This window comes from Comamonas aquatica, assembly GCF_018064205.1.
Taxonomy (GTDB): Bacteria; Pseudomonadota; Gammaproteobacteria; order Burkholderiales; family Burkholderiaceae_C; genus Comamonas; species Comamonas aquatica.
In genome coordinates, this window is sequence record NZ_CP072916.1 from 1875805 (window position 1) to 1898805 (window position 23001).

Genomic DNA, 23001 nt, shown 5'->3' on the forward strand with positions numbered 1-23001 from the left:
GTCAAGGTGCAGCGACTGTATCGGCAGCGGCGGTGCTGCGTGGCCACACGATCATGGCATGCAGCCCTGGGCCTGCGCTGCGGGCCGCCAGCAGCAGGTGGCCGCCGTGGCGCTGGGCGATTGTGCGCACGATCGACAAGCCCAGGCCAAAACCGCCCTGCCCGGCATTCGAACCGCGCCGGAAACGCTGCCCCAGCGCCGCGCGTTCGGCCTCCGTCAGACCTGGCCCGCTGTCCTCCACCTGCAGAGACCAGTCATGGGCATCGGCGGCCGCAGACAAGGTGATGCTACCCTGCACCGGGGTGTACGCAATCGCGTTGGCCACCAAATTCGACAGGGCCTCGTGCAGCAGGCCGGGATCGCCCACGGCCACCAGCGCAGGCGCTGCCGACGGCTGCAAGCCCAAATCGATGCGTTTGGCCCGCGCCTGCGGCAACCACTGCAGGGCCACAGCCCGCAGCAGTGCCTGCAGATCCACGGGCCCCATCGCCACCGCCGCCGTATCGCTGCGCCCCAAGGCCAGCAACTGCTGGGCGCTGCGCGTGGCCCGGCCGATCTCGTTGGCCAGCGCGTCAGCGCCGTGCGCACCTGCGCCGCATCGTCCGTGCGGCGCGCGTAGTCCACCTGCATCTGCAAGGTGGTCAGGTGGGTGCGCAGCTGGTGCGACGCATCGTCGAGGAATTCGCGCTGCACGGCGATCAGCTCCTGGCTGCGCCGCATCTGCTGATTGACCGCCGCCACCAGGGGCCGCACATCGGCGGGCAGGTCGCCATCATCGATGTGCGTCAGGTCATTCGCCGAGCGCGACTGCACCTCGCGCGCCAAGCGGGCCAATGGCCGCAAGGCCACCATCAGCACCACGGCCGAGCCACACAGCAGCAGCAGCAAGACCAGGGCATCGTGGCGCATCGCACCGCGCACGAAGCGGTCGCTGAACTCCTGGCGCGAGCGCGTGCTTTCGCCAATCTGCAGCAACACGCTGGCCTGGCTGGGCGCGTCCTGCACGCCACCCAAGGCGCGGCGATAAGCGGCGACCCGCAAGGGCTCGCCAAAGTACACGGCGTCATAGAACACGGGGGTTGCCAGATCAGGCGGTTGCGCGGGTTCGGGCAGGTCGGCGCTGCCCAGTTCCACCAGGCCGTCCGATGTCGCCACCCGAAAAAACACCTGGCCACTGGCCGTCAGCTCAAAGAACTCGAACATGCGGTACGGCAGCTCCACCGACAGTCCCCCCGAGGCCGTGGAGATGTTGGCATCGATGGACTTGAGCGCCCCCAGCAAAGAGCGGTCATAGGCCGCATTGGCCGCCGCCAAGGCATCCTGGCGTGTCATCCACAGCTCCAGGCTCATCACCAGCAGCAAGGCCGGCAACAGCCACAGCGCCAGGCGCTGCCACAGGGTGCTGCGCCGCCACCAACGCTGCAGCCACCAGCCTCCGGTGGACTGTGCCGGACGCTTAATCCGCTTCCAGCACATAGCCCAGCCCCCGCAGCGTGACGATGCGCACGCCCTTGCCGTCCAGGCGCTTGCGCAGCCGGTAGATGAAAACCTCGACCGCTTCCGGGTGCACATCCTCGTCGTCGGAAAACACGCGCTCCAGAATCTGCGCCTTGGACAGTGGCTCACCGCTGCGCAGGATCAGCACCCGCAGCACGCTCAGCTCGCGGGGCGACAAAGTCAGCACCTGCCCGGCCAGCTGGAACTGCTTGCGGCCACTGTCGTAGATCAGGGGGCCGCAGGCATGGCGCGCATGCTCGCTGCCCCGGGCACGGCGCACCAAGGCGTGCAACCGTGCCTCCAGCTCCGCCAGGGCGAAAGGCTTGAGCAGGAAATCGTCCGCCCCCGCATGCAGCGCGGCCACCCGGATGTCCAGCGCATCCTGTGCCGTCAAAATCAACGTGGGCAGCCGCTGGTCACGCGCCCGCAGGCGCTGCAGCACCATGCGGCCATCCATGCTGGGCAGCCCCAGGTCCAGCACCAAGGCGTCGTAATCGCCGTGCTGCAGGGCGCGATCGGCCAGCAGGCCGTTGTCCAGCCAGTCGACCTGGATCCCCGCATGCTCCAGCGCCTTGCTCAGCCAGGTGCCCAGGGCTTGTTCATCTTCAACCAGCAGGATTCGCATAGATGGCAATGCTAATGCCTGGTGGCTGCGCGCACGCGACTGGCCACATCAGCTCGGCTGAATGGCGGCGCGCGCGATCACCTTCTTCCAGCGCACCTGTTCGCTGGCGATGAACTGCGTAAACTGCTCTGGCGTTCCGCCAATCGCCTCGGCGGCGTCGCCCGTCAAGCGCTTGAGTGCCTCCGGCGCCTTCACCGCCTTCATGGTTTCCGCCGACAGTTTGGCGATCTGTGCATCGCTCAGATTGGACGGCGCCATCATCCCGTACCACTGCGTCATTTCGAAGCCCGGGAACCCTTGCTCGGCCACCGTCGGTACGTCGGGCAACTGGGGCAGGCGTTGGACCGAGCCCGTGGCAATGCAGCGCAGCTTGCCCGCCTTGATGAAGGGAATGACGGCTGCCGCGCCGATGGCCGAAGCCGGTACACGCCCGGACAGCAGGTCGTTCACCATCGGGCCGGTGCCGCGATAGGGCACGTGCAGCATGAAGATCTCGGCCGTCATCTTGAGGTATTCAAACGCCAGATGCCCCGCACTGCCATTCCCTGCCGAGCCGTAGCTGAGGTTGCCGGGGCGGGCCTTGGCGTACGCGATGAACTCCTTGAGGTTCTTCACCGGCAAGTCCGGATGCACCACGTACAGGCTGGGCACCTTCGCCAGCAAGCTGACCGGCTTGAAGTCCTTGACCGGATCGTAGGGCAGCTTGGGGAAGATGTAGGGATTCACCGCCAAAGTGCCGATATGCCCCAGGACCAGGGTGTGCTGGTCAGTGCTGCGCGCCACCTCCGACATCGCGATGTTGCCTGCCGCGCCGGGCTTGTTGTCCACGAACACGCTCTGCCCCAGGGTCTTGGTCAGCTCCACCGCCGTGGACCGGGCCACGATTTCCGAGCTTCCGCCGGGCGCAAACGGCACCACAAAACGCACCGAGCGGCTGGGCCACGACTCTTCGGCATGGACGCCAGGCAGCAAGCCGCCCAAGGCCAAGGCACCACCGGCGCGCAGGCAGTCGCGACGTTGCTGGGAAAAGGTATGCAAAGGGGAAATGCTCGAAGGCTGCATGGCGTTGTCTCCAAATATGCTTATAGGAGTTCCATCTTGCCGATGCCGTGCTGTCTGGAAGCTGTCAGCCCCCCCCCCGCATTGCCCCCACAAAGCACAACGCCATGCGGTTGCATGGCGTTGGGAGTGTCGTTCCGTTACCGTAACGATGCTGCGGCCTGTTCAGGCCCCAGATCAGGATTCACGGCTGGCGCGCTTGCGGTCGTGTTCCTTCAGGTGGCGCTTGCGCACGCGCAAGCTGGTGGGGGTGATTTCCAGCAGCTCGTCGTCTTCGATGAATTCCACACCGTATTCCAGCGACAGGTCGATGGGGGGCGTGATCTTGATCGCGTCTTCCTTGCCGGACACACGGAAGTTGGTCAGCTGCTTGGTACGCGTGGCGTTCACCACCAGGTCGTTGTCGCGGCTGTGGATGCCGATGATCATGCCTTCGTACACGGGGTCGCCGGCCTTGACGAACATGCGGCCACGGTCGTCCAGCTTGCCCAGGGCGTAGGTGAAGATTTCACCGTCGTCCATGGAAATCAGCACGCCGTTCTTGCGGCCACCGATGTCGCCCTTGTGGGGTTCGTAGCTGTCGAAGATGTTGGCGATCAGGCCGGAACCACGGGTCAGGTTCAGGAATTCGTTGGTGAAACCGATCAGACCACGCGCAGGGATGCGGTATTCCAGACGGACGCGACCACGGCCATCGGGTTCCATGTTCACCAGCTCGCCCTTGCGCTCGCCCAGGGCTTGCATCACGCCGCCTTGGTGGCTTTCTTCGATGTCGGCCGTCACCAGCTCGATGGGCTCGTGCTTTTCGCCATTGATGGTTTGCATCACGACGCGGGGCTTGGACACGGCCAGCTCGTAGCCTTCGCGGCGCATTTCTTCCAGCAGGATGGTCAGGTGCAGTTCGCCACGGCCAGACACTTCAAAGATACCGTCTTCGTCGGTTTCCTTGACGCGCAGGGCCACGTTGGAGCGCAGTTCCTTTTGCAGGCGGTCCCAGATCTGGCGGCTGGTCACGAACTTGCCTTCACGACCGGCCAGGGGCGAGGTGTTCACGCAGAAGTTCATGGTCAGCGTGGGCTCGTCAATCTTCAGCATCGGCAGAGGCTGGGGATTGGCCGTGTCGGTCACGGTTTCGCCGATACCGATGTTTTCGATACCGCTGATCAGCACGATCTCGGAAGGACCGGCTTCAGCCGCTTGCACGCGGTCCAGACCCTGGAAGGTGTGCACCTGGTTGATCTTGCCGGTGTAGGGCTTGCCTTCAGGGCCCGCCATCACGGTCACTTGCTGACCAGGCTTGATCGTGCCCTGGGTGATGCGGCCCACGCCGATACGGCCCACGAACGTGGAGTAGTCCAGCGCCGAGATCTGCAGCTGCAGCGGCGCCGCAGCGTCACCCTTCACGGAAGGCACGTGCTCCAGGATGGTGTCGAACAGGGCGGACATGTCCTCGCCCCACTTGGCGCCGGGCTCACCCTCGACCTTGGAGGACCAGCCGTTGATGCCCGAGGCATACACCACGGGGAAGTCCAACTGCTCGTCGGTGGCACCCAGCTTGTCGAACAGGTCGAACGCGGCGTTGATCACCTTGTCGGGGTTGGCACCGGGCTTGTCCACCTTGTTCACCACGACAATGGGGCGCAAGCCCAGGGCCAGGGCCTTCTTGGTCACGAAGCGTGTCTGGGGCATGGGGCCTTCCTGCGCGTCGATCAGCAGCACGACACCGTCCACCATGGACAGGGCACGTTCCACTTCACCACCGAAGTCCGCGTGGCCGGGTGTGTCGAGGATGTTGATGTGGGTGTCCTTCCAGGACACGGCGCAGTTCTTGGCCAGGATGGTGATGCCGCGCTCACGTTCGATGGCGTGGTTGTCCATCACGGTGTCGACGACTTTTTCGTGCTCGGCGAAAGTACCGGACTGGCGCAGCAGCTGGTCCACCATGGTGGTCTTGCCATGGTCAACGTGCGCAATGATGGCGATGTTGCGGATTTCTTTGCTCATAGGGTTTCCAAATTGCCACGGCACTTATGCGCGCGGCGTGCCTTCCAAAATTTGTTGAATTTCTAGGGGGCTGAGCAGGCGATCGGGTATCAGCTCCCCACTTGTGATGTGCCCCACACCCAGCAAGGCGCGCGGTTCATCTCCGTAAATGGCAACGGCCTCGGCATCGGGCCAATCACCACGGCGACGCAGCCCGGTCAGAAACCGGCCGCTTTCGCGCGCATCGAGCGTGATGCGGGTGTGGGCATGCAGCAGGCAATCTGCCGGCTGCACCACGTGCATGCGCTCTGCTTCGGGCATGGCGATCAAGGCATCCAAAGTGATGCAACGATCGACACCAATGCCGCCCGTATCGGTACGACGCAGCGAACGCAGGTGAGCGCCGCAACCCAGCGCCTCGCCCACGTCCTCTGCCAGCGTACGAATGTATGTGCCTTTGCTGCAGGTCACGGTCAGTTGCAACGCATCCCGACCGTCGGCATCCTTGCACAAAACGATGTCCAGTGCATGAATGGTCACGTCGCGTGCAGGGCGTTCGATTTCAATGCCGGCGCGCGCATATTCATACAGTGCCTTGCCATCCTTCTTCAGTGCGCTGTACATGGGCGGCACTTGCTGGATGGGTCCGGTGAAGCGCGCGCGCACCTGGGCCAGCACCTCGGGGGTGATGGCGGGCAGGTCCACGGCACGCTCACGCAGCACCTCGCCCTCGGCATCGGCCGTGGTCGTGGTCTGTCCCAGGCGGGCGATGGCGATATAGGTCTTGGGCGCGTCCAGCTGCAGTTGGCTGAATTTGGTGGCCGCCCCGAAGCACAGCGGCAGCACGCCGGTGGCCAGGGGGTCCAAAGTTCCAGTGTGGCCGGCCTTTTCGGCACGCAACAACCACTTCACCTTCTGCAAAGCGTCGTTGCTGGAAAGGCCCAGCGGTTTGTCGAGCAGCACCACCCCGTGCACAGGGCGCCGCTGCACCCGTGTGCGAGTGGCAGTCATGCTTACTGGACCTCGTCTTCCGGTCCGCGTGACGCCACAGCCTTGGCAATCAAGGCATTCATGTCGGCGGCCCGCTCGGTCGTGCGGTCGTAGATGAAATGCAAGGTGGGCACGGTGTGGATGTGCAGGCGCTTGAACAAGCCGTTGCGCAGAAAGCCTGCGGCCTGATTAAGCGCAGCCTGCGTCTCATCCGGATCACCGATCAGCAGGCTGAAGTACACCTTGGCGTGCGCATAGTCGGGCGTGACTTCCACGCCTTGCAGGGTGACCATGCCCACGCGCGGGTCCTTCAACTCGCGCGCGATCAGCTCCGCCAGATCACGCTGGATCTGGTCGGAAACTTTGAAGCTGCGATTGGGGGCAGCAGATTTACGTTTGGGTGCCATTAAAAATTATGAGCTTGTAGCGCTAGTCAGATAAGGGTTTGAAAGTCTTTCGACCTTCAAACCCTTTATTCATCAGCGCTGGCAGCTATGGTTTACAGCGTACGCGCGATTTCCTTGATTTCGAACACTTCCAGCACGTCGCCTTCGCGGATGTCGTTGTAGTTGCGCAGCTTGATACCGCACTCGAAGCCTTCCTTGACTTCCTTGACATCGTCCTTCAGACGGCGCAGCGATTCGATTTCGCCCGTGTAGATGACCACGTTGTCGCGCAGCAGGCGGAAGTGCGCACTGCGGGTGACGTGACCCTGCGTGATGTACGAACCGGCCACGGTACCGATCTTGGAGGCCACGAACACGGTGCGGATCTCGGCCATACCGATGATCTCTTCGCGCTTCTCGGGGGCCAGCATGCCGGACATGGCGGACTTCACCTCATCCACGGCGTCGTAGATGATGTTGTAGTAGCGCAGATCCACGTCATTGCCTTCGGCCGTCTTGCGGGCCTGGGCGTCGGCACGCACGTTGAAGCCGATGATGATGGCCTTGGAAGCCAGCGCCAGGTTGACGTCGGATTCGGAGATACCTCCCACGCCGGAGTAGACGATCTGCACCTTGACTTCGTCGGTCGACAGCTTGAGCAGCGAGGTCGCCAGCGCTTCCTGCGAGCCTTGCACGTCGGCCTTGATGATCAGCGGCAGGGTCTGCACGTTGCCTGCGGTCATGTCGGAGAACATGTTCTCCAGCTTGGCGGCTTGCTGCTTGGCCAGCTTGGTGTTGCGGAACTTACCGGCACGGTAGGTGGCGATTTCACGGGCACGGCGCTCGTCGGCCATGACCATGAAGTCGTCGCCGGCCAAAGGCACGTCGGACAGGCCCTGGATTTCCACGGGGATGGAAGGACCGGCCGACTTGGTGTTCTTGCCGTTTTCGTCCAGCATGGCGCGCACACGGCCATAGGTCTGACCGGCCAGCACCACATCGCCGACATTCAGCGTACCCGACTGCACCAGCACGGTGGCCACGGAGCCGCGGCCCTTGTCCAGTTGGGCTTCGATGACCAGGCCCTTGGCGGAAGCGTCCACAGGGGCGCGCAGTTCCAGCACTTCGGCCTGCAGCAGCACCTGCTCCAGCAGCTCGTCGATGCCCATGCCGGTCTTGGACGACACGGCCACGAAGGGCGAGTCACCGCCGTACTCTTCGGGCAGCACCTCTTCCACCACCAGCTCCTGCTTGACCTTGTCAGGGTTGGCTTCAGGCTTGTCGGCCTTGGTGATGGCCACCACGATGGGAACACCCGCTGCCTTGGCGTGCTTGATGGCTTCCTTGGTCTGGGGCATCACGCCGTCGTCGGCCGCGCACACCAGAATCACGATGTCCGTGGACTGTGCACCGCGGGCACGCATGGCGGTGAACGCCTCGTGGCCGGGAGTGTCCAGGAAGGTCACGATGCCGCGGGGTGTTTCCACGTGGTAGGCACCGATGTGCTGGGTGATACCACCGGCTTCGCCCGACGCCACCTTGGAGCGACGGATGTAGTCCAGCAGCGAGGTCTTGCCGTGGTCCACGTGGCCCATCACGGTCACCACAGGAGCGCGTGGCAGCAGCTCGCCGGTGTACTTGGAGGTGTCCTCTTCGCTGAAGGCTTCCGGAGAATCCAGCGCCGCGATCTTCGCGGTGTGGCCCATTTCTTCCACCACGATCATGGCGGTGTCCTGGTCCAGCGGCTGGTTGATGGTGACCATCTGGCCCATCTTCATCAGCACCTTGATCAGCTCGGACGCCTTCACGGCCATCTTGTGGGCCAATTCGGCCACGGTGATGGTCTCGGGCACGGAAATTTCCAGTGCGCGGAATTCTTGCTGCTGCTGTTGCTGCTGGTCGTTGCGATCGCCACGGCGACCCTTGGGACCACCGCGCCAGTTGGAGCGGCCACCCACGCCACCGGAGCTGTCGCCACGGGTCTTGATTTCCTTCTTCTTGCCGGGCGCATCGTTGCTCCAGCTCGAAGACAGCTTGGACGACTTAACTTCCTTGTCCTTGCCACCGCGCGCTGCACCGGCCGCATCCTTGTCCTTGGCGGCACCAGCCACTGCGGGCTTGGCATCCTTGGACGGCGCGGCCTTCTTGGCATCGGCCGCAGGGGCTGCCTTCTTGGGCTCTTCAGGCTTCTTGGCCACCAGCACCTTCTTGGGGGCAGCCATCATGGCGCGGATAGCTTCGGCCTCAGCCAGCGCCTTGCGGCGACGGTCTTCCAGGTCCTTGGCACGTGCCGCTTCTTCGGCCTGGCGCAGGCGCGACTCTTCGTCGGCCTTGGCACGGGCATCGGCTTGCGCCTTGGCACGGGCTTCTGCAAACGCTGCGTTGCCTGCAGCGGCTTCCTTTTGGGCTTCCTTGGCTTGACGCTGCTTGGCAGCCTCAGCTTCGGCATAGGCGCGCGCACGCTCTTCAGCTTCGCGTTCCTTGCGTTCGCGCTCTTCGCGCTCTTCGCGTTCTTGGCGTTCTTTGGCCAATTCCTGTTCCTGTTGATTGATCATCTCTGCCTGCTTGCGCACTTCCTCTTCCCGGCGAACCAGGTCCTGGGTGACTTGCGCAGCTTGTGCAGAGCGGGCGGCCGCTTCCGCAGCTACCTCGGGGGTGTCGTCGCGCTTGATGAAGGTGCGCTTCTTGCGCACTTCCACCTGGATGGTGCGGGCCTTGCCAGTGGCATCGGCCTGCTTGATCTCGCTGGTGGACTTCTTGGTCAGCGTGATCTTCTTCTTGCCATCGGCCTCGGAGCCATGGCTGGCCTTCAGGTACGACAGCAGCATCTGCTTGTCCGTATCGGTCAAGGCGTCAGTGCTGGAACTCTTGGCCACTCCGGCGGCCTTCAGTTGTTCCAACAGGGTCTCAGGGGATTTTTTCAGTTCGCTGGCGAACTCTGCAACAGTGTTCAAAGACATACTCCGTTCGATCCTCCCTGACCCTTATTCCTGACCGTCCGTGAACCAATGTTCACGCGCCTTCATGATCAAGGCCTTGGCCTCGTCAGCGGTTTGACCGGTCAATTCGGTCAGTTCATCGATGGCCAAATCGGCCAAATCATCACGTGTCTGCACGCCACCAGCGGCCAGCTTGGCCACCAGCTCAGGTGTCAGACCCTCCAACTCACGCAGGTCCTGGGAGACCTCGCTGACGCTTTCTTCCTGAGCAATTTCCATGGTCAGCAGCGCATCCTTGGCACGGGCACGCAACTCGCTCACGGTTTCCTCATCGAAAGCCTCGATTTCCAGCATCTCGGACAGCGGCACATAGGCCACTTCTTCCAGGCTGCTGAAGCCCTCTTCCACCAGGATGGAAGCCAGCTCTTCGTCCACGTCCAGCTTTTCCATGAACAGCTTGCGTGCGGAATCGGTTTCTTCCGCGTGCTTTTGCGCCGACTCCGCCGCGTCCATGATGTTGATCTTCCAGCCGGTCAGCTCGGAAGCCAAGCGCACGTTCTGACCACCACGGCCGATGGCGATGGCGAGGTTCTCCTCATCCACCACCACATCCATCGCGTGCTTCTCTTCATCCACAACGATAGAAGAGACATTCGCGGGGGCCAGCGCACCGATCACGAACTGTGCGGGGTCTTCCGACCACAGCACGATGTCCACGCGCTCACCGGCCAGCTCGGTCGTCACAGCGTTCACGCGGGTACCACGCACGCCCACGCAGGTGCCGATGGGATCGACGCGCTTGTCGTGCGAAATCACCGCGATCTTGGCACGGCTGCCGGGATCGCGTGCGCAGCTCTTGATTTCCAGTAGACCTTGCTCGATTTCTGGCACTTCGTTGCGGAACAGCTCGATCATGAACTCGGGCGCCGAGCGCGACAGCACGATGGGTGCGCCACGCAGGGTCAGGTCCACTTCCATGATCATGGCGCGCACGCGGTCGCCGTTGCGCAGATTTTCCTTGGGGATCATCTCGCTGCGGCGCAGGCGGCCTTCCACGCGACCGGATTCGACAATGATGTCGCCCTTGTCCATGCGCTTGACGGTGCCGGTGAAAATCTTCTCGCCGCGGGCCATGAATTCATTGAGCAGCATTTCGCGCTCGGCATCGCGGATCTTCTGCAGGATCACCTGCTTGGCAGTCATCGCACCAATGCGACCGATGGGCAGCGATTCGATCTGTTCTTCGATGAACTCACCCACCTGGATGCCGGGCACGCGCTCTTCGGCATCCATCAGCATTTCCTCGGCTTCGGGATTTTGCAGGCCGGCATCGTCCGGCACCACCACCCAGCGGCGGAAGGTGTCGTATTCACCGCTTTCGCGGTCAATCGCCACGCGGATGTCCACTTCGCCTTCGTACAGCTTCTTGGTCGCTTGCGCCAAGGCCAGCTCCACTGCGCCAAACACCACATCGCGTTCTACGTTCTTCTCGCGCGAAATGGCTTCAACCAACATCAACAGTTCGCGGTTCATGCGATGACTCTCCTAATTTCAATCTTTCAAGCGGTGGCACCGGACAGGCACCTTCACCTTGTTAGCTAACTGACTTGCCTGTCACGCGGGCTTGGCGCCACGCCCCTTAAAGTTCACAACGGGGGCCAGGCGCGCCTCGCGCAATTCATCCAGCGTGAAACCCATGGCCTGCAGGGGCGCGGGCTCACGCTTTTTGCTCACCTTTTGTCCGGGCTTGCGTGGGGGCTCGTCGCTCCACACGATCTGCCAGCCACCGGCTTCCGCACGCTCCAGCGTGCCCCGAAATTTCTTGCGATTGGCATTCACCACACCACCGCCGGCCGCACCAATCGCTTCCTTCAGGGTAATGTCGATTTCGGCACCGACGAATCGGACAAAGTCCATTTCATGGCGCAACGGGCGATCAATGCCGGGAGAAGACACTTCCAGCCGGTTGTAGTCAACACCATCCACTTCCAGCGCAAATTGCAGTTGGCGCGTGACCTTCTCGCAGTCTTCCACGGTCACAAAGGCCTCGGGCACAGGCTCAGCATCCTCTGCTGGCGCCTGCCAAGGCAGGTCGATGGTGATGCGCAGCAGCCCGCCTGCGGACCGCTCGATCTCCACCAGGTCATAGCCCAGACCCGTCACGGTTTGTTCAACAATTTGCTGTAGTGCCACGTGTTCAGTTCAATCCCGGAAGTACAAAAAACCCGATAACCATCCTGCAATTGCTTGCCGGCGGCTTCGAGCTCCAAATGCAAGCGACCAAAAAAAAAGGGCGGTGAATACCCGCCCGTTTGGTCGTGAATGCCGTATTGTAGCCGCAAAGCATTGATTCGCAATGTCAAGCGTTGCAAATACCAAGAGGATTCAAGCCAGCTGCGCCGCAATGCGGCGCCACAGCGCGGCCGCCTCGGCAGGCAGCCCTGGGGAAGCGGCCTGCGCCTCTTGCAGCGAGGCCAGCAAGCGCTCCAGCACCTTGATTTGCGGCAGCAGCGGCCCCAGAAACATGGGGCGATCCAGGTGTGCGATCAACAGTGTGGGGAAGGTTTCGACGTCGAGGTCACCGACCAGCTCCTCCTCATTCTCCACATCCAGCCACACGAAGCGCACCTGCGGGAACTGCTGCTGCAGCGCACGAAAGTCGACCTCGTACTGGCGGCAGACCCCGCACCACGCAGCACACAAACACACCACGCTCCACGCCTGCGCGCTGGGCACGGCCACCGACTGCACCACCTCGACCAGCTTGTCACTGCTCATACCGACTCACTCCCACTGCTCCCGGCAGTTTTACTGGCTTCACCAGCGCACATGGTAGCGGCCGCCCCGCATGGAACCCGGCCGCACACCCCAAACGACAAAGCCCCAAGCAGGGCCTGGGGCTTCGGAAGGCAGGCCCGGGCGGATTCCAGCCCGAGCTGCAGCAGCAATCAACCCGAGTGGGCGCGCTTGCCAGGGTTCTTCTTGCTGCGCGTGTGCGAACCACGCTCCAGGCTCAGGCGCTGGCCACGGCCTTGGGCCAGCAGAGTCACGCCGTTGGGAGCAACGGGACGGGGTGTGCGCTTGCGATCAGCTTCGGTAACGATCTTGTTGCCCATGGCAATCTCTCCAGTTGAGGTTTGAGTAAGCCCTGCATTTTTCCACACACTGCCATGTTGCGTGGCAGCAAGGCCCAAAAATTTGTCCCGCGGTGATGCAAACCCTGGGATTTGCTGATTTTTTAAGCACGAATGCCACATCCCCGGGCCATCAGGACACACATTCACGTGCGCGACCTACAACCAGGCCCTCCTTCTGCTACAAATACTCAGTGCATCCAGCGCAAGGCCCTCGCCCTGCGTTTGTGTCTTTTGCTACAGGATTTTTGCCCATGTCCTTCTTCGACCGCTCTCGCAAGACCGACCACCCGGACACACTGCACCATGCCGTGCAGCACCTGAAGACCGTGCTGGAGCAACGCCAGCAGGCCTTGTCCAGCCACCTGCCTGCCAAGACCAGCACCGCCGTGTGGTGCGCGATCGGTCTGGCTGCGCTGGCCGGCGGCGCCATCTATGCCGCACGCAATCCCCGCATTCCCGAGGGTGTGCACCCAGTCGAGGGGTTTGACCTGGACCGCTACCTGGGCAAATGGTACGAGCTGGCCCGCATCGAGCACAGTTTCGAAAAAGGCCTGCAGCGCACCCAGGCCGAATACAGCCGCCGCCCGGATGGCAGCGTGCAGGTCATCAACCGCGGCTTCGATGCCCGGCGCGGCGAATGGAAGGTGGCACACGGCAAGGCCAAGCCCACGATTGCCCCCGATGTGGCCGCACTGAAGGTGACGTTCTTCGGCCCGTTCTATGGGGGCTACAACGTCGTGGCCCTGGGCGAAAGCTACCAGTGGGCGATGGTGATCGGTTCCAGCCTGGAACATTGCTGGATCCTGTCGCGCACCCCGACCTTGCCCGACGGGGTGGAAGGCCGCCTGGTGCGCCAGGCCGAGCGCCTGGGCGTGGATACGCAAAAACTGGTGTGGGTGCACCAGGATGGCGTCAACCCCACGGGCAGCTATTCCTAAAAAATGAGCATATGGCGTTTGCTGTTTCAGGCGCTTATCGATTTATCTGCGCAACATCCTTGATAGACGTGCGCCAGATGCTCTAAAAAATAAAAACATCGCTGTGCTGCCCTATAAAAAACGGTGCCATGCACCGTTTTTTATAGCTGGCCACAGTCACTCACCCTGCAACCGTTGGAGGACCACCTTCCGGCCATCGCCGTGGCGAGGTTCAGTCATTCAGGATCAGTTGCAGGATCACCCCCGAGCCGATGGCCACCAGCAGGTAGTCCCCGCCGTACTGCATCCAGTGGTAGCCACGTGGGGGTTGGCGCAGACCATGCCCGCGCCAGTCGGCCACCACGTAGTGCGAGGTGCGGTACTGCGCCGGCACGCGGCTGCCCTTGACCCATTGGTGGTTGGGCCCGGCGCCCATGCGCTTGGCCTGCCCGGGCGGCATGCCGTGGGGATGGCCGGGGTGGCCAGGCTGTGCCTGCATGTGCGGCCCCTGCTGGTGCTTGGGCCCGGAGCCCTTGCCGCCGTGCCCGTGGCGCTGCTGGGGCCCATCGGGGCCTTGGCCCTGCCCTTGGCCGTGGCGAGGCTGCGCCACCGCGGCGACGCTGCCCAGACCCATCGCCAGAGCCATGGCCCACACGCTTGCTTTCGGGATCTGCATAAACTGCCTTTCTTTGTGAACATGCATGCCGCCATCCTAGGCATGCCAATCCCGCCGCCTGCCAGCCAGCGGGCACAAACCCAGGCGCCCGCCGCCGACACGGCACCTCCGCCAATTGCTGGGCAGCGTGCAGGAGCGCGCCTACAAGGTGGCCTGCACCAGCTGGAGGGTGTAGGGGTGCTGCGGGCGCAGCAGCACCTCGTCGACCGGGCCAGCCTCGACCACCTCGCCGCTGTGCATGACCATCACCTCGTGCGCCATGGCGCGGATCACGTCCATGTCGTGGGTGATGAGCACATAGCTCAGGCCCAGCTCACGCTGCAGTCGCTGCAGCAGGCCCAGCACCTGCTTCTGGATGGTGACGTCGAGCGCACTGGTCGGCTCGTCCAGCACCAGCACCTTGGGCCGCAGGATCAGCGCGCGCGCCACGGCCAGGCGTTGGCGCTGGCCGCCGGAAAACTCGTGCGGATAGCGCTGCAGCAGGCCGGGGAACTGCTGCTCGCTCAGCCCCACGCTCAGCAGCACGGACAAAACCTGCTCGCGCCGCCCGGCTTCGCTGATGTCCGGGGCGTGCACGCGCAGGCCCTCGCCGACGATCTCTTCCACCGTCATGCGCGGCGACAGCGAGGAAAACGGGTCCTGGAACACCACCTGCACCTGGCGGCGCAGCGCCTGGTTGGCCGCGGTGTTGCGCATGGCCGGCTGCTGCCAGCTGTGGCCCGTGATCTGCAGCGCCCCCTGGCTGGGCAGCAGGCCCAGGATGGCCTGCGCCAGCGTGGACTTGCCCGAGCCGGATTCGCCCACCACGCCCAGGGTCTGCCCCTCGCGCAGGCAGACATCAGCGCCCTGCACGGCTACAAACTCACCTTTGCGGAACCAGCCGCGGATGCCGGGCAGCGCCACCGGGTAGGCCACGCGCAGGCCTGTGGCCTGCACCACCGGCTTGGCATCCGGATGGGGCGGCTGCACCTCGCGCACCGGCTGGCTGTGCAGCAGCTTGTGGGTGTAGGGGTGCTGTGGGTGCTCAAACAGCTGCGCCACCGGGCCCTGCTCCACCAGCATGCCCTGCTCCATGACGGCGGCGCGGTCGGCAAAGCGGCGCACCAGGTGCAGGTCGTGCGTGATCAGCACGATCGCCATCCCGGTCTGCCGCTGCAGGTCGCCCAGCAGCTCCAGGATCTGCGTGCGCAGCGTCACGTCCAGCGCCGTGGTGGGCTCGTCGGCCAGCAGCAGCTTGGGCTGCGAGGCCAGGGCCATGGCGATCATGGCGCGCTGGCGCTGGCCGCCGCTGAGCTGGTGCGGATAGGCCTGGGCGCGGCGCTGCGGATCGGGGATGCCGGTGGTGGCCAGCAGCTCCACCGACTGCGCCCAGGCCTGGGCCTGGCTCAGCCCTTGCTTGAGCTGCAGCACCTCGGCCACCTGCGCGCCCACGGGCATCAGCGGGTTGAGCGCGGTCATCGGCTCCTGGAAGATCATGGCCACGTCGCTGCCGCGCACGGCGCGCATCTGGCGCTCCGGCAATGTGAGCAGGTCACGCCCGTTCAGCAAGGCCTGGCCGCTGATCTGAGCATCACCGGCCAGGCGCAGCAAACTGAGCGCCGTGATGGTCTTGCCCGAGCCGGACTCGCCCACCAGAGCCAGCTTCTCGCCCGCCTGCACCTCGAAGCTCACGCCCTGCACCACCTGTTTGTGGCCAAAGCGCACCGACAGCTCGTGCACCGACAGCAGGGGCACCGGGGTTTGGGGTGCGTGCATCATCGTGCCCCCTCTTTCGCTTCGCTCACCTGGGCCTTGCGCGGGTCCAGCGCATCACGCAGCGCATCGCCCATGAAAGTCAGCAGCAGCAAGGTGGTGACCAGCACGGCAAAGGTGCCCAGCGAGATCCACCACGCGTCGATACTGTTCTTGCCCTGGCTCAGCAGCTCGCCCAGGCTGGGGGTGCCCGGCGGCACGCCCAGGCCCAGGAAGTCCAGCGAGGTCAGCGCCAGGATGGCCGCGCTCATGCGGAACGGCAGGAAGGTGACCACCGGCGTCAGGCTGTTGGGCAGGATGTGGCGCCAGATGATCTGCCCGTTGGGCACGCCCAGGGCGCGCGCGGCCTTGACGTAGTCGAGCTGGCGGTTGCGCAGGAATTCGGCGCGCACATAGTCCGACAGCCCCATCCATCCAAACAGACTCAAAAGGATGAGCAGCAGGCTGATGCTGGGCGCCAGCACGGCGCTGAAGATGATGAGCAGGTACAGCTCGGGCATGGAGCCCCAGATCTCGATGAAGCGCTGGAAGGCCAGATCGGTCTTGCCGCCGAAAAAGCCCTGGATGGCCCCGGTCACCACACCCAGCACCACGCCCACGGCCGTCAGCGCCAGCGCAAACAGCACGCTGACGCGAAAGCCGTAGATCAGCTGCGCCAAGAGGTCACGCCCGCGATCGTCCGTCCCCAGCCAGTTGGCGGCCGATGGCGGCGCGGGATTGGGGGCTTCGGCAAAGTAGTTGATCGTGCCCGCGCCATAGCGGTTGGGGGGAAACAGCGCCCAGTTGCTGCCGGTGCGCAGTTGCTGCTGGATGAAGGGGTCCAGGTAGTCGGTGGGCGTCTCGAAGTCGCCACCAAACACCGTCTCGGGATAGTCCTTGAGCAGGGGGACATAGGTCTGCCCCTCATAGCGCACCAGCAGCGGCTTGTCGTTGCTGACCAGCTCGGCGCACAGGCTCAGCAGTAGCAGCACGCCAAAGATCACCAGGCTGTAAAAGCCCAACGGGTTGCGCTTGAAGCGCTGCCAGGCGCGCCGGCTGGGCGACACCGGAGCGGCCGGCAGCAATGCTGGCGCTTGCAAAGAAGTAGCTGCTTGCGCAGACTGGGTGGGCGCTGGAGCCATATTTCAATCAAATTTCACACGGGGATCGACCCAGACGTAGCACAGGTCGCTGATCAGCTTGGTCACCAGGCCGATCAGGGTGAACAGGTAGAGCGAGCCCAGCACCACCGGATAGTCGCGGCGGATCACGCTCTCATAGCTGAGCAGTCCCAGCCCGTCGAGCGAGAACAGGGTCTCGATCAGCAGCGAGCCGGCGAAGAAGGCCCCGATGAAGGCCGCCGGAAAGCCGGTGATGATGGGAATCAGCGCATTGCGCAGCACATGCTTCCACAGCACCTGGCGCTCGGACAGGCCCTTGGCCCTGGCCGTCAGCACGTACTGCTTGCGGATTTCCTCGAGGAAGGCGTTCTTGGTCAGCATGGCCGTCACGGCAAAGCTGCCCGCCACCATGGCCGTGACCGGCAGCGCGATGTGCCACAGGTAGTCCACCACCTTGCCCAGCAGCGTCAACTCGTCCCAGTTCGCCGACGTCAGCCCGCGCAGCGGGAACCACTGCAGCTGCCCGCCAAAGATCACCAGCAAGGCCACGCCCAACACGAAGCCCGGGATGGCATAGCCCACCAGGATCAACAGCGTGGTCACCAGATCGAAGCGCGAGCCGGCGCGCACCGCCTTGGCGATGCCCAGGGGCACGGCCACCAGGTAGCTGATGAAGAAGGTCCACAGCCCCAGGCTGATGGACACCGGCAGCTTCTCGGCAATCAAGGTCCACACCGGTTTGTTCTGGAAGAAGCTCTGGCCCAGGTCGAAGCGCGCGAACTGGCCCAGCATCTGCACAAACCGTTCGTGCGCGGGCTTGTCAAAGCCATACAAGGCCTTGATCTGCTCGATGCGCTGCGGGTCCACCCCCTGCGCGCCACGGTAGGCCATGCCACCGCCTTCGGCGCTGCCGCCCAGGCCGGCCTTGGCCTCGGCCAGGTACTGCTCGACCGGCCCGCCGGGCACAAACTGGATCACCACGAAGGTGAGCAACAGCACGCCCAGCAGCGTCGGGACCATCAGCAAGATGCGTTTGAGGATATAGGCCAGCATGGCTCAGGAGCCCTCCTGCGCCAGCACCGCCGGGGCGGTCTGCGCGTTCAAGGGCGGCATGCGCGCCCACCAGGTGTCCATCACCCAGCCTTCGCCATTCGAGTACGGCGGGATGATGCTCGGGTGCGCCAGGCGCCAGGCGTTGTAGGCCATGCGGTGCGTGTTGGCCGACCACTGGGGGATCAGGTAATGGCCGTGGGCAATCGCCCGCTCCAGCGCATGGCAGGCAGGCAGGAGCTGCTCTTGTGTCTTGGCCGACACCATGGCCCGGATGAAGGCATCGACCGCCGGGCTTTTCACACCGGGGAAATTGCCCGAATCCTCCTGATCCGCCGCCGCGCTGCCGAACAGGTCGGCAAACTCCTGGCCCGGGTTGTTCGTGCCCTGGTAGGCAATGGAGGTGATGTCGAAGTCGAACTTCTGCAGGCGCTGCTGGTACAGCGCAAAGTCCACCGACCGGTACTGCAGCGTGATGCCCAGCTTCTGCAGATTGCGCTGCCAGGGGGCCACGGTGCGCTGCCCGCCCTCGCCGCTGTCCATGTACTCCAGCACCATGGCCTGGCCTTCGCTGTTGCGCAGCACACCACCCTGCACCGTCCAGCCGGCAGCAGCCAGCAGGCCCTGGGCCTTGCGCAAGTTGGCGCGCAGGCTGCCGTCGCCATCGGTGCGCGGCGGCACGGTCATGGGGCCGAACGCAGCAGGCGGCAAATCCTTGCCGAAGGGCTGCATCAGCGCCAGCTCCTGCGTGCCCGGCAGGCCACTGGTCTGGCACACGGTATTGCCAAAGATGCCGTTCACGCGCTGGTAGGCGCCGTAGAACATCTGGCGGTTCATCCATTCATAGTCCAGGGCCAGGCCCAGTGCCTCGCGCACGCGCACGTCCTGCAGCAGCGGGCGGCGGGTGTTGAGCACATAGCTCTGGAACCCCGTGGGCTGCTTGTGCGTGAACTCGCCCTTGACCAGCTCCCCGGTGTTGAATTTGCGCCCCGTCACGCGGCGCGCCCAGTCGCCGGCGCTGAAAAAGCGCATCAGGTCAAACTCGCCCGCTTTCAGCGCTTCCAGCCGGGCGGTGTTGTCCTTGTAGATCTTGACACTGATGCGGTCGAAGTTGGCCGAGCCGCGGCGCACCGGCAAATCCCTGGCCCAGTATTGGGCATCGCGCACATAGGTGATGTCCTTGCCGAAGTTCACGGGGCCGATTCTGTAAGGCCCGCTGCCGATAGGCTGCTCCATCACCACCTCGTTGAAGGGCTTGCCCGCCCCCCAGCCGCGGCTGAAGATGGGCAGGCCACCAACGCGCAGTGGCAGCTCGCGGTTGGGGGCCTTGAAGACAAAGCGCACGGTGCGCTCGTTCACCACCTCGCAGGCCACCACCTCGGCCAGCATGGTCTTGTAGGCCGGTGAGGTGTGCGGCCCCACCAGGGTGTCGAAGCTGTGCTTCACATCCTGCGCCAGCACCGGCTTGCCGTTGTGAAAGCGCGCCTCGCGGCGCAGGCGGAAGCTGGCCGACAGGCCATCGGCCGCCACCTGCACGTCCTCGGCCAACAGGCCATAGCCGGTGGCGGTTTCATCCATGCTGCCAGCCAGCAGGGTGTCAAACAGCAGGTCCGACAGGTAGGCGGGCGCACTGCCTTTGATGGTGAAGGGGTTGTACTTGTCGAACGTGGACGTGCGCAGGTTGCTGACCAGCCGCAGCTCGCCGCCCTTGGGGGCCTGCGGGTTGACATAGTCAAAGTGCGCAAAACCCTGGGGGTACTTGGGCTGGCCCCACAAGGCATAGGCATGGTCGGCCCAAGCCGGGGCAACCACAGAGGCTCCTGCGAGCAAGCAACAGAACTTCCAAAAGCGCATGCGACAATTCTGCACCACGGCGGCCCTCCCACCCGGCTTTTTCGACAACGCCAACGCAGGGAGTGGCCTTCACTGAATTTCCTCTAGGAGAAGAACAATGGGTTTTCTGACCGGCAAGAAGCTGCTGATCACGGGCGTGCTGTCCAACCGTTCCATCGCTTACGGCATCGCCAAGGCCTGCCACGAGCAAGGCGCCGAACTGGCCTTCAGCTATGTGGGGGAGCGCTTCAAGGACCGCATCACCGAATTCGCCGCCGAATTCAATTCCACGCTGATTTTCGACTGCGACGTCTCGGATGACGCACAGATTGAAGCCATGTTCAAGGGCCTGGGCGACGCCTGGGGCAAGTTCGACGGTTTCGTGCACTCCATCGGTTTCGCCCCCCGCGAAGCGATTGCCGGCAACTTCCTGGACGGCCTGAGCCGCGAGTCCTTCAAGATCGCCCACGACATCAGCGCCTACAGCTTCCCCGCGATGGCCAAGGCCGCCCTGCCTTACCTGAACGACAAGTCCTCGCTGCTGACCCTGTCGTACCTGGGTGCCCTGCGCTCCATCCCCAACTACAACACCATGGGCCTGGCCAAGGCGTCCCTGGAAGCCTCCGTGCGCTACCTGGCCGAGGCCGTGGGCCGCACCGCCGACGGCCGCGCGATCCGCGCCAACGGCATTTCCGCCGGCCCCATCAAGACCCTGGCCGCCTCGGGCATCAAGGACTTCGGCAAGCTGCTGGGCCGCGTGGCCGATGCCGCGCCCCTGCGCCGCAACGTCACGATTGAAGACGTGGGCAATGTCGCCGCCTTCCTGCTGTCCGACCTGGCCTCGGGCGTGACCGCCGAGATCACCTACGTGGACGGCGGCTTCAGCCAGACTGCTGGTCTGTCGGCCGACCAGGTGTAAGCCCCCCGCGCTGCACAGCCCACCCCGCAGGTCGCAAGGCCTGCGGGGTTTTTTCATGCCCGGCGCGGCCCATTCACCGGCAATTTGCATTGAAATTTGATAATGAGAATAATTCTCATGCATTGCAAATCAGTGCTTGACTGACACCCGCAGGGGATGGTCCGTCGCACCCTGTACCCAACCGACCGCCTGCGCCCTGGCCTATGAAACATACCGACCCCGATCACCCCCTGCCGCATGCCCTGGGTGTGCCTGGCGCCCGGCACAGCGTGCGCCTGTGGATTGGTTTTGCCATTTCCGCGCTGGGCATCTGGGCACTGTTTGCGCAGTTCTGGGCCTTCGCCCAGACGCAACCGGTCGTGCTGCAGGCACTGGGGGGTGGCATGGTCGCCGCACTGGCGACTGCGCTGGGCACCGTGCCGGTGATGCTGTCGCAGAGCATGAGCGATCGCACCCAGGACACCATGTACGGTTTTGGCGCCGGGGTGATGCTGGCCGCCTGCGCGTTCTCGCTGATCCTGCCCGGCATGGAGGCCGTGCGCCAGCAAGGCGGCTCCGACTGGATGGCCGCCGGCGTGCTGGCAGCCGCCATCCTGCTCGGGGCGACCGTGATGCTAGGCATGGACCGCCTGCTGCCCCACGAGCACTTCATCAAGGGCCGCGAAGGCCGCGACGCCGACACGGCCCGCAAGCTGCAGCGCACCTGGCTGTTTGTATTTGCGATTGCCCTGCACAACCTGCCCGAAGGGCTGGCGATTGGCGTGGGCTACGCCGGCAACGACAGCCTGGCGGCCAACGCGCTGGCCATGGGCATTGCCATCCAGGACGTGCCCGAAGGGCTGGTGGTGGCCGTGGCCCTGCTGGCCGCAGGCTACCGCCGGCGCCTGGCCGTGACCCTGGGCATGCTCAGCGGCCTGCTGGAGCCGATCGGCGCCGTGCTGGGCGCGGCCGTGGTCAGCACCTCGCTGGGGCTGCTGCCCTGGGGGCTGGGGTTTGCGGCAGGGGCGATGCTGTTTGTCATCAGCCATGAAATCATTCCCGAATCCCACCGCAAGGGTCACGAGACCTTTGCCACCGGGGGACTGATGCTGGGCTTTGTGCTGATGATGGTCATGGACACCGCACTGGGCTAGCGTGCCGGCAGGAGGCAGCGCCGGGCCGGAATAGGACAAAACACTACGCCAAGCTCAGACACGGCGCACGCGACAACCCGCTTCGACGTGAAAAATTGCTGCTATCAGCAACCACCACACCCCAAGGAAATCCTATGACCTACCGCCTTTTGCTCTCAAGCATCGCCGCAGCAGCACTGGCCGGCTGCGCAGGCCTCGCCAATGACCCGGCCGCCACCGCAGAGCTGCAACCCACAGCCGGCAACACGGTGACGGGGAAAGTGCACTTCATGCAGCACAAGCACGGCATGGTCAAGGTGTCCGGCCAGATCAGCGGCCTCAAGCCCAACTCCGAGCACGGCTTCCACATCCATGAGAAGGGTGACTGCTCCAGCCCCGACGGCACCAGCGCGGGCGGGCACTTCAACCCCGGCAACACCGCCCACGGCAAGTACGGCCATGCGCCCCAACACGCCGGCGACCTGCCCAGCCTGCGTGCCAACGCCGATGGCGTGGCCATCGTGAACTATGAAACCGCCCAGATCAGCCTGGGCAGCGGCGACAACGACGTCACGGACCGTGGCCTGATCGTGCACGCCAACCCCGACGACTACACCACCCAGCCCACCGGCAACGCCGGTGCCCGCCTGGCCTGCGCCGTCATCAAGCGCCAGTAAAGCCCCCTCGCACCCGACCGCTGCACGCCACCGTGCGTCGGCTCCCGGCTTGTCCACCGGCGCCTGGCAACCGGCACCGGTGGTGTTTACAGCCTTGAATGACGGCACCGCCCAGGTCACACCGCAGCATTGCACGGAGGCGGGATGGTTCATGCATCGTGACGTGGGCGACTCGCCACATTCCAGGCGAGTGCACACAGCAGCCACCGTGTGCGCTGGGCGTGCAACAGCGGCATCGCCAACCACAAATTCAGGCGCAAGCCCCCCAGACCGATGCGGGATGCACAGATTTTTAGCAGTGTTTTTGGCCTCCAACGCACACCAGGCAAGCGCAGACTGCTCTATTTTT

At 64.2% G+C, this 23001-nt stretch carries 19 protein-coding genes and 1 pseudogene; 4 read left to right on the plus strand and 16 right to left on the minus strand.

Annotated features, from left to right (window positions below; genetic code table 11):
• Position 1 precedes the first annotated feature (1 nt).
• The 11 genes and pseudogenes from KAQ61_RS08930 to KAQ61_RS08980 form a co-directional block, all read right to left on the minus strand.
• Positions 2–1476, minus strand: a pseudogene (locus tag KAQ61_RS08930) (sensor histidine kinase).
• Complete coding sequence (locus KAQ61_RS08935; protein ID WP_042418343.1) at positions 1457–2122, minus strand: response regulator; 666 nt, start codon at positions 2120–2122, stop codon at positions 1457–1459. The pseudogene KAQ61_RS08930 and the gene KAQ61_RS08935 overlap by 20 nt, the downstream one beginning before the upstream one ends.
• 48 nt (positions 2123–2170) lie before the next feature.
• The gene (locus tag KAQ61_RS08940) at positions 2171–3184 is read right to left on the minus strand and encodes a Bug family tripartite tricarboxylate transporter substrate binding protein (RefSeq protein WP_210931503.1); all 1014 of its coding nucleotides are present in this window, start codon (positions 3182–3184) and stop codon (positions 2171–2173) included.
• A gap of 174 nt (positions 3185–3358) precedes the next feature.
• Positions 3359–5185: a translational GTPase TypA gene (gene typA / locus KAQ61_RS08945; RefSeq protein WP_210931505.1), complete on the minus strand. Its 1827-nt coding sequence runs from the start codon at positions 5183–5185 to the stop codon at positions 3359–3361.
• A gap of 24 nt (positions 5186–5209) precedes the next feature.
• Positions 5210–6175, minus strand: a complete 966-nt coding sequence (truB, locus tag KAQ61_RS08950) for a tRNA pseudouridine(55) synthase TruB (RefSeq protein ID WP_043387110.1) — start codon at positions 6173–6175, stop codon at positions 5210–5212.
• 2 nt (positions 6176–6177) lie between these two features.
• Entirely contained in the window at positions 6178–6561 is a 384-nt protein-coding gene (gene rbfA / locus KAQ61_RS08955) for a 30S ribosome-binding factor RbfA (RefSeq protein WP_042418332.1), read from the minus strand.
• 92 nt (positions 6562–6653) lie between these two features.
• Complete coding sequence (infB, locus tag KAQ61_RS08960) at positions 6654–9500, minus strand: translation initiation factor IF-2 (RefSeq protein WP_210931507.1); 2847 nt, start codon at positions 9498–9500, stop codon at positions 6654–6656.
• Positions 9501–9524: 24 nt separating this feature from the next.
• Complete coding sequence (gene nusA, locus KAQ61_RS08965; protein WP_210931509.1) at positions 9525–11012, minus strand: transcription termination factor NusA; 1488 nt, start codon at positions 11010–11012, stop codon at positions 9525–9527.
• 81 nt (positions 11013–11093) lie between these two features.
• A complete protein-coding gene (gene rimP, locus KAQ61_RS08970) occupies positions 11094–11672 on the minus strand; it encodes a ribosome maturation factor RimP (protein WP_043387104.1) in 579 nt (192 codons plus the stop codon).
• A 192-nt stretch (positions 11673–11864) separates the two neighbouring features.
• A complete protein-coding gene (locus KAQ61_RS08975) occupies positions 11865–12257 on the minus strand; it encodes a thioredoxin family protein (protein WP_210931511.1) in 393 nt (130 codons plus the stop codon).
• Between the two features lie 170 nt (positions 12258–12427).
• A complete protein-coding gene (locus tag KAQ61_RS08980; protein ID WP_162858917.1) occupies positions 12428–12595 on the minus strand; it encodes a hypothetical protein in 168 nt (55 codons plus the stop codon).
• Positions 12596–12867: 272 nt separating this feature from the next.
• Between KAQ61_RS08980 and KAQ61_RS08985 the strand changes: the two genes are divergently transcribed.
• Complete coding sequence (locus KAQ61_RS08985) at positions 12868–13554, plus strand: lipocalin family protein (RefSeq protein WP_083215311.1); 687 nt, start codon at positions 12868–12870, stop codon at positions 13552–13554.
• A 211-nt stretch (positions 13555–13765) separates the two neighbouring features.
• Here KAQ61_RS08985 and KAQ61_RS08990 read toward each other — a convergent pair whose 3' ends face one another.
• The 5 genes from KAQ61_RS08990 to KAQ61_RS09010 all read right to left on the minus strand — a co-directional run bounded on the left by KAQ61_RS08990 (position 13766) and on the right by KAQ61_RS09010 (position 19965).
• The gene (locus tag KAQ61_RS08990) at positions 13766–14209 is read right to left on the minus strand and encodes an RcnB family protein (RefSeq protein WP_244983038.1); all 444 of its coding nucleotides are present in this window, start codon (positions 14207–14209) and stop codon (positions 13766–13768) included.
• A 141-nt stretch (positions 14210–14350) separates the two neighbouring features.
• Entirely contained in the window at positions 14351–15964 is a 1614-nt protein-coding gene (locus tag KAQ61_RS08995; RefSeq protein ID WP_210931813.1) for an ABC transporter ATP-binding protein, read from the minus strand.
• Entirely contained in the window at positions 15964–17082 is a 1119-nt protein-coding gene (locus KAQ61_RS09000) for an ABC transporter permease (protein ID WP_210931513.1), read from the minus strand. The genes KAQ61_RS08995 and KAQ61_RS09000 overlap by 1 nt, the downstream gene beginning before the upstream one ends.
• Before the next feature lie 3 nt (positions 17083–17085).
• Positions 17086–18114, minus strand: coding sequence for a microcin C ABC transporter permease YejB (locus tag KAQ61_RS09005; RefSeq protein WP_042418308.1), 1029 nt, complete (start codon positions 18112–18114; stop codon positions 17086–17088).
• Between the two features lie 3 nt (positions 18115–18117).
• Positions 18118–19965, minus strand: coding sequence for an extracellular solute-binding protein (locus KAQ61_RS09010; RefSeq protein ID WP_210931515.1), 1848 nt, complete (start codon positions 19963–19965; stop codon positions 18118–18120).
• 97 nt (positions 19966–20062) lie between these two features.
• On the opposite strand from KAQ61_RS09010, the gene fabI reads away from it, so the two are divergent.
• From fabI to KAQ61_RS09025, 3 genes are all read left to right on the plus strand, one after another.
• Positions 20063–20863 carry an enoyl-ACP reductase FabI gene (gene fabI / locus KAQ61_RS09015; protein ID WP_042418303.1) on the plus strand — a complete coding sequence of 267 codons (801 nt, stop codon included), beginning with the start codon at positions 20063–20065 and terminating at the stop codon, positions 20861–20863.
• 203 nt (positions 20864–21066) lie between these two features.
• On the plus strand, positions 21067–21996 hold the full coding sequence (locus KAQ61_RS09020) for a ZIP family metal transporter (protein ID WP_210931516.1): 930 nt from the start codon (positions 21067–21069) through the stop codon (positions 21994–21996).
• Positions 21997–22130: 134 nt separating this feature from the next.
• Complete coding sequence (locus KAQ61_RS09025; protein ID WP_210931518.1) at positions 22131–22652, plus strand: superoxide dismutase family protein; 522 nt, start codon at positions 22131–22133, stop codon at positions 22650–22652.
• The last annotated feature ends 349 nt before the right edge of the window (positions 22653–23001 follow it).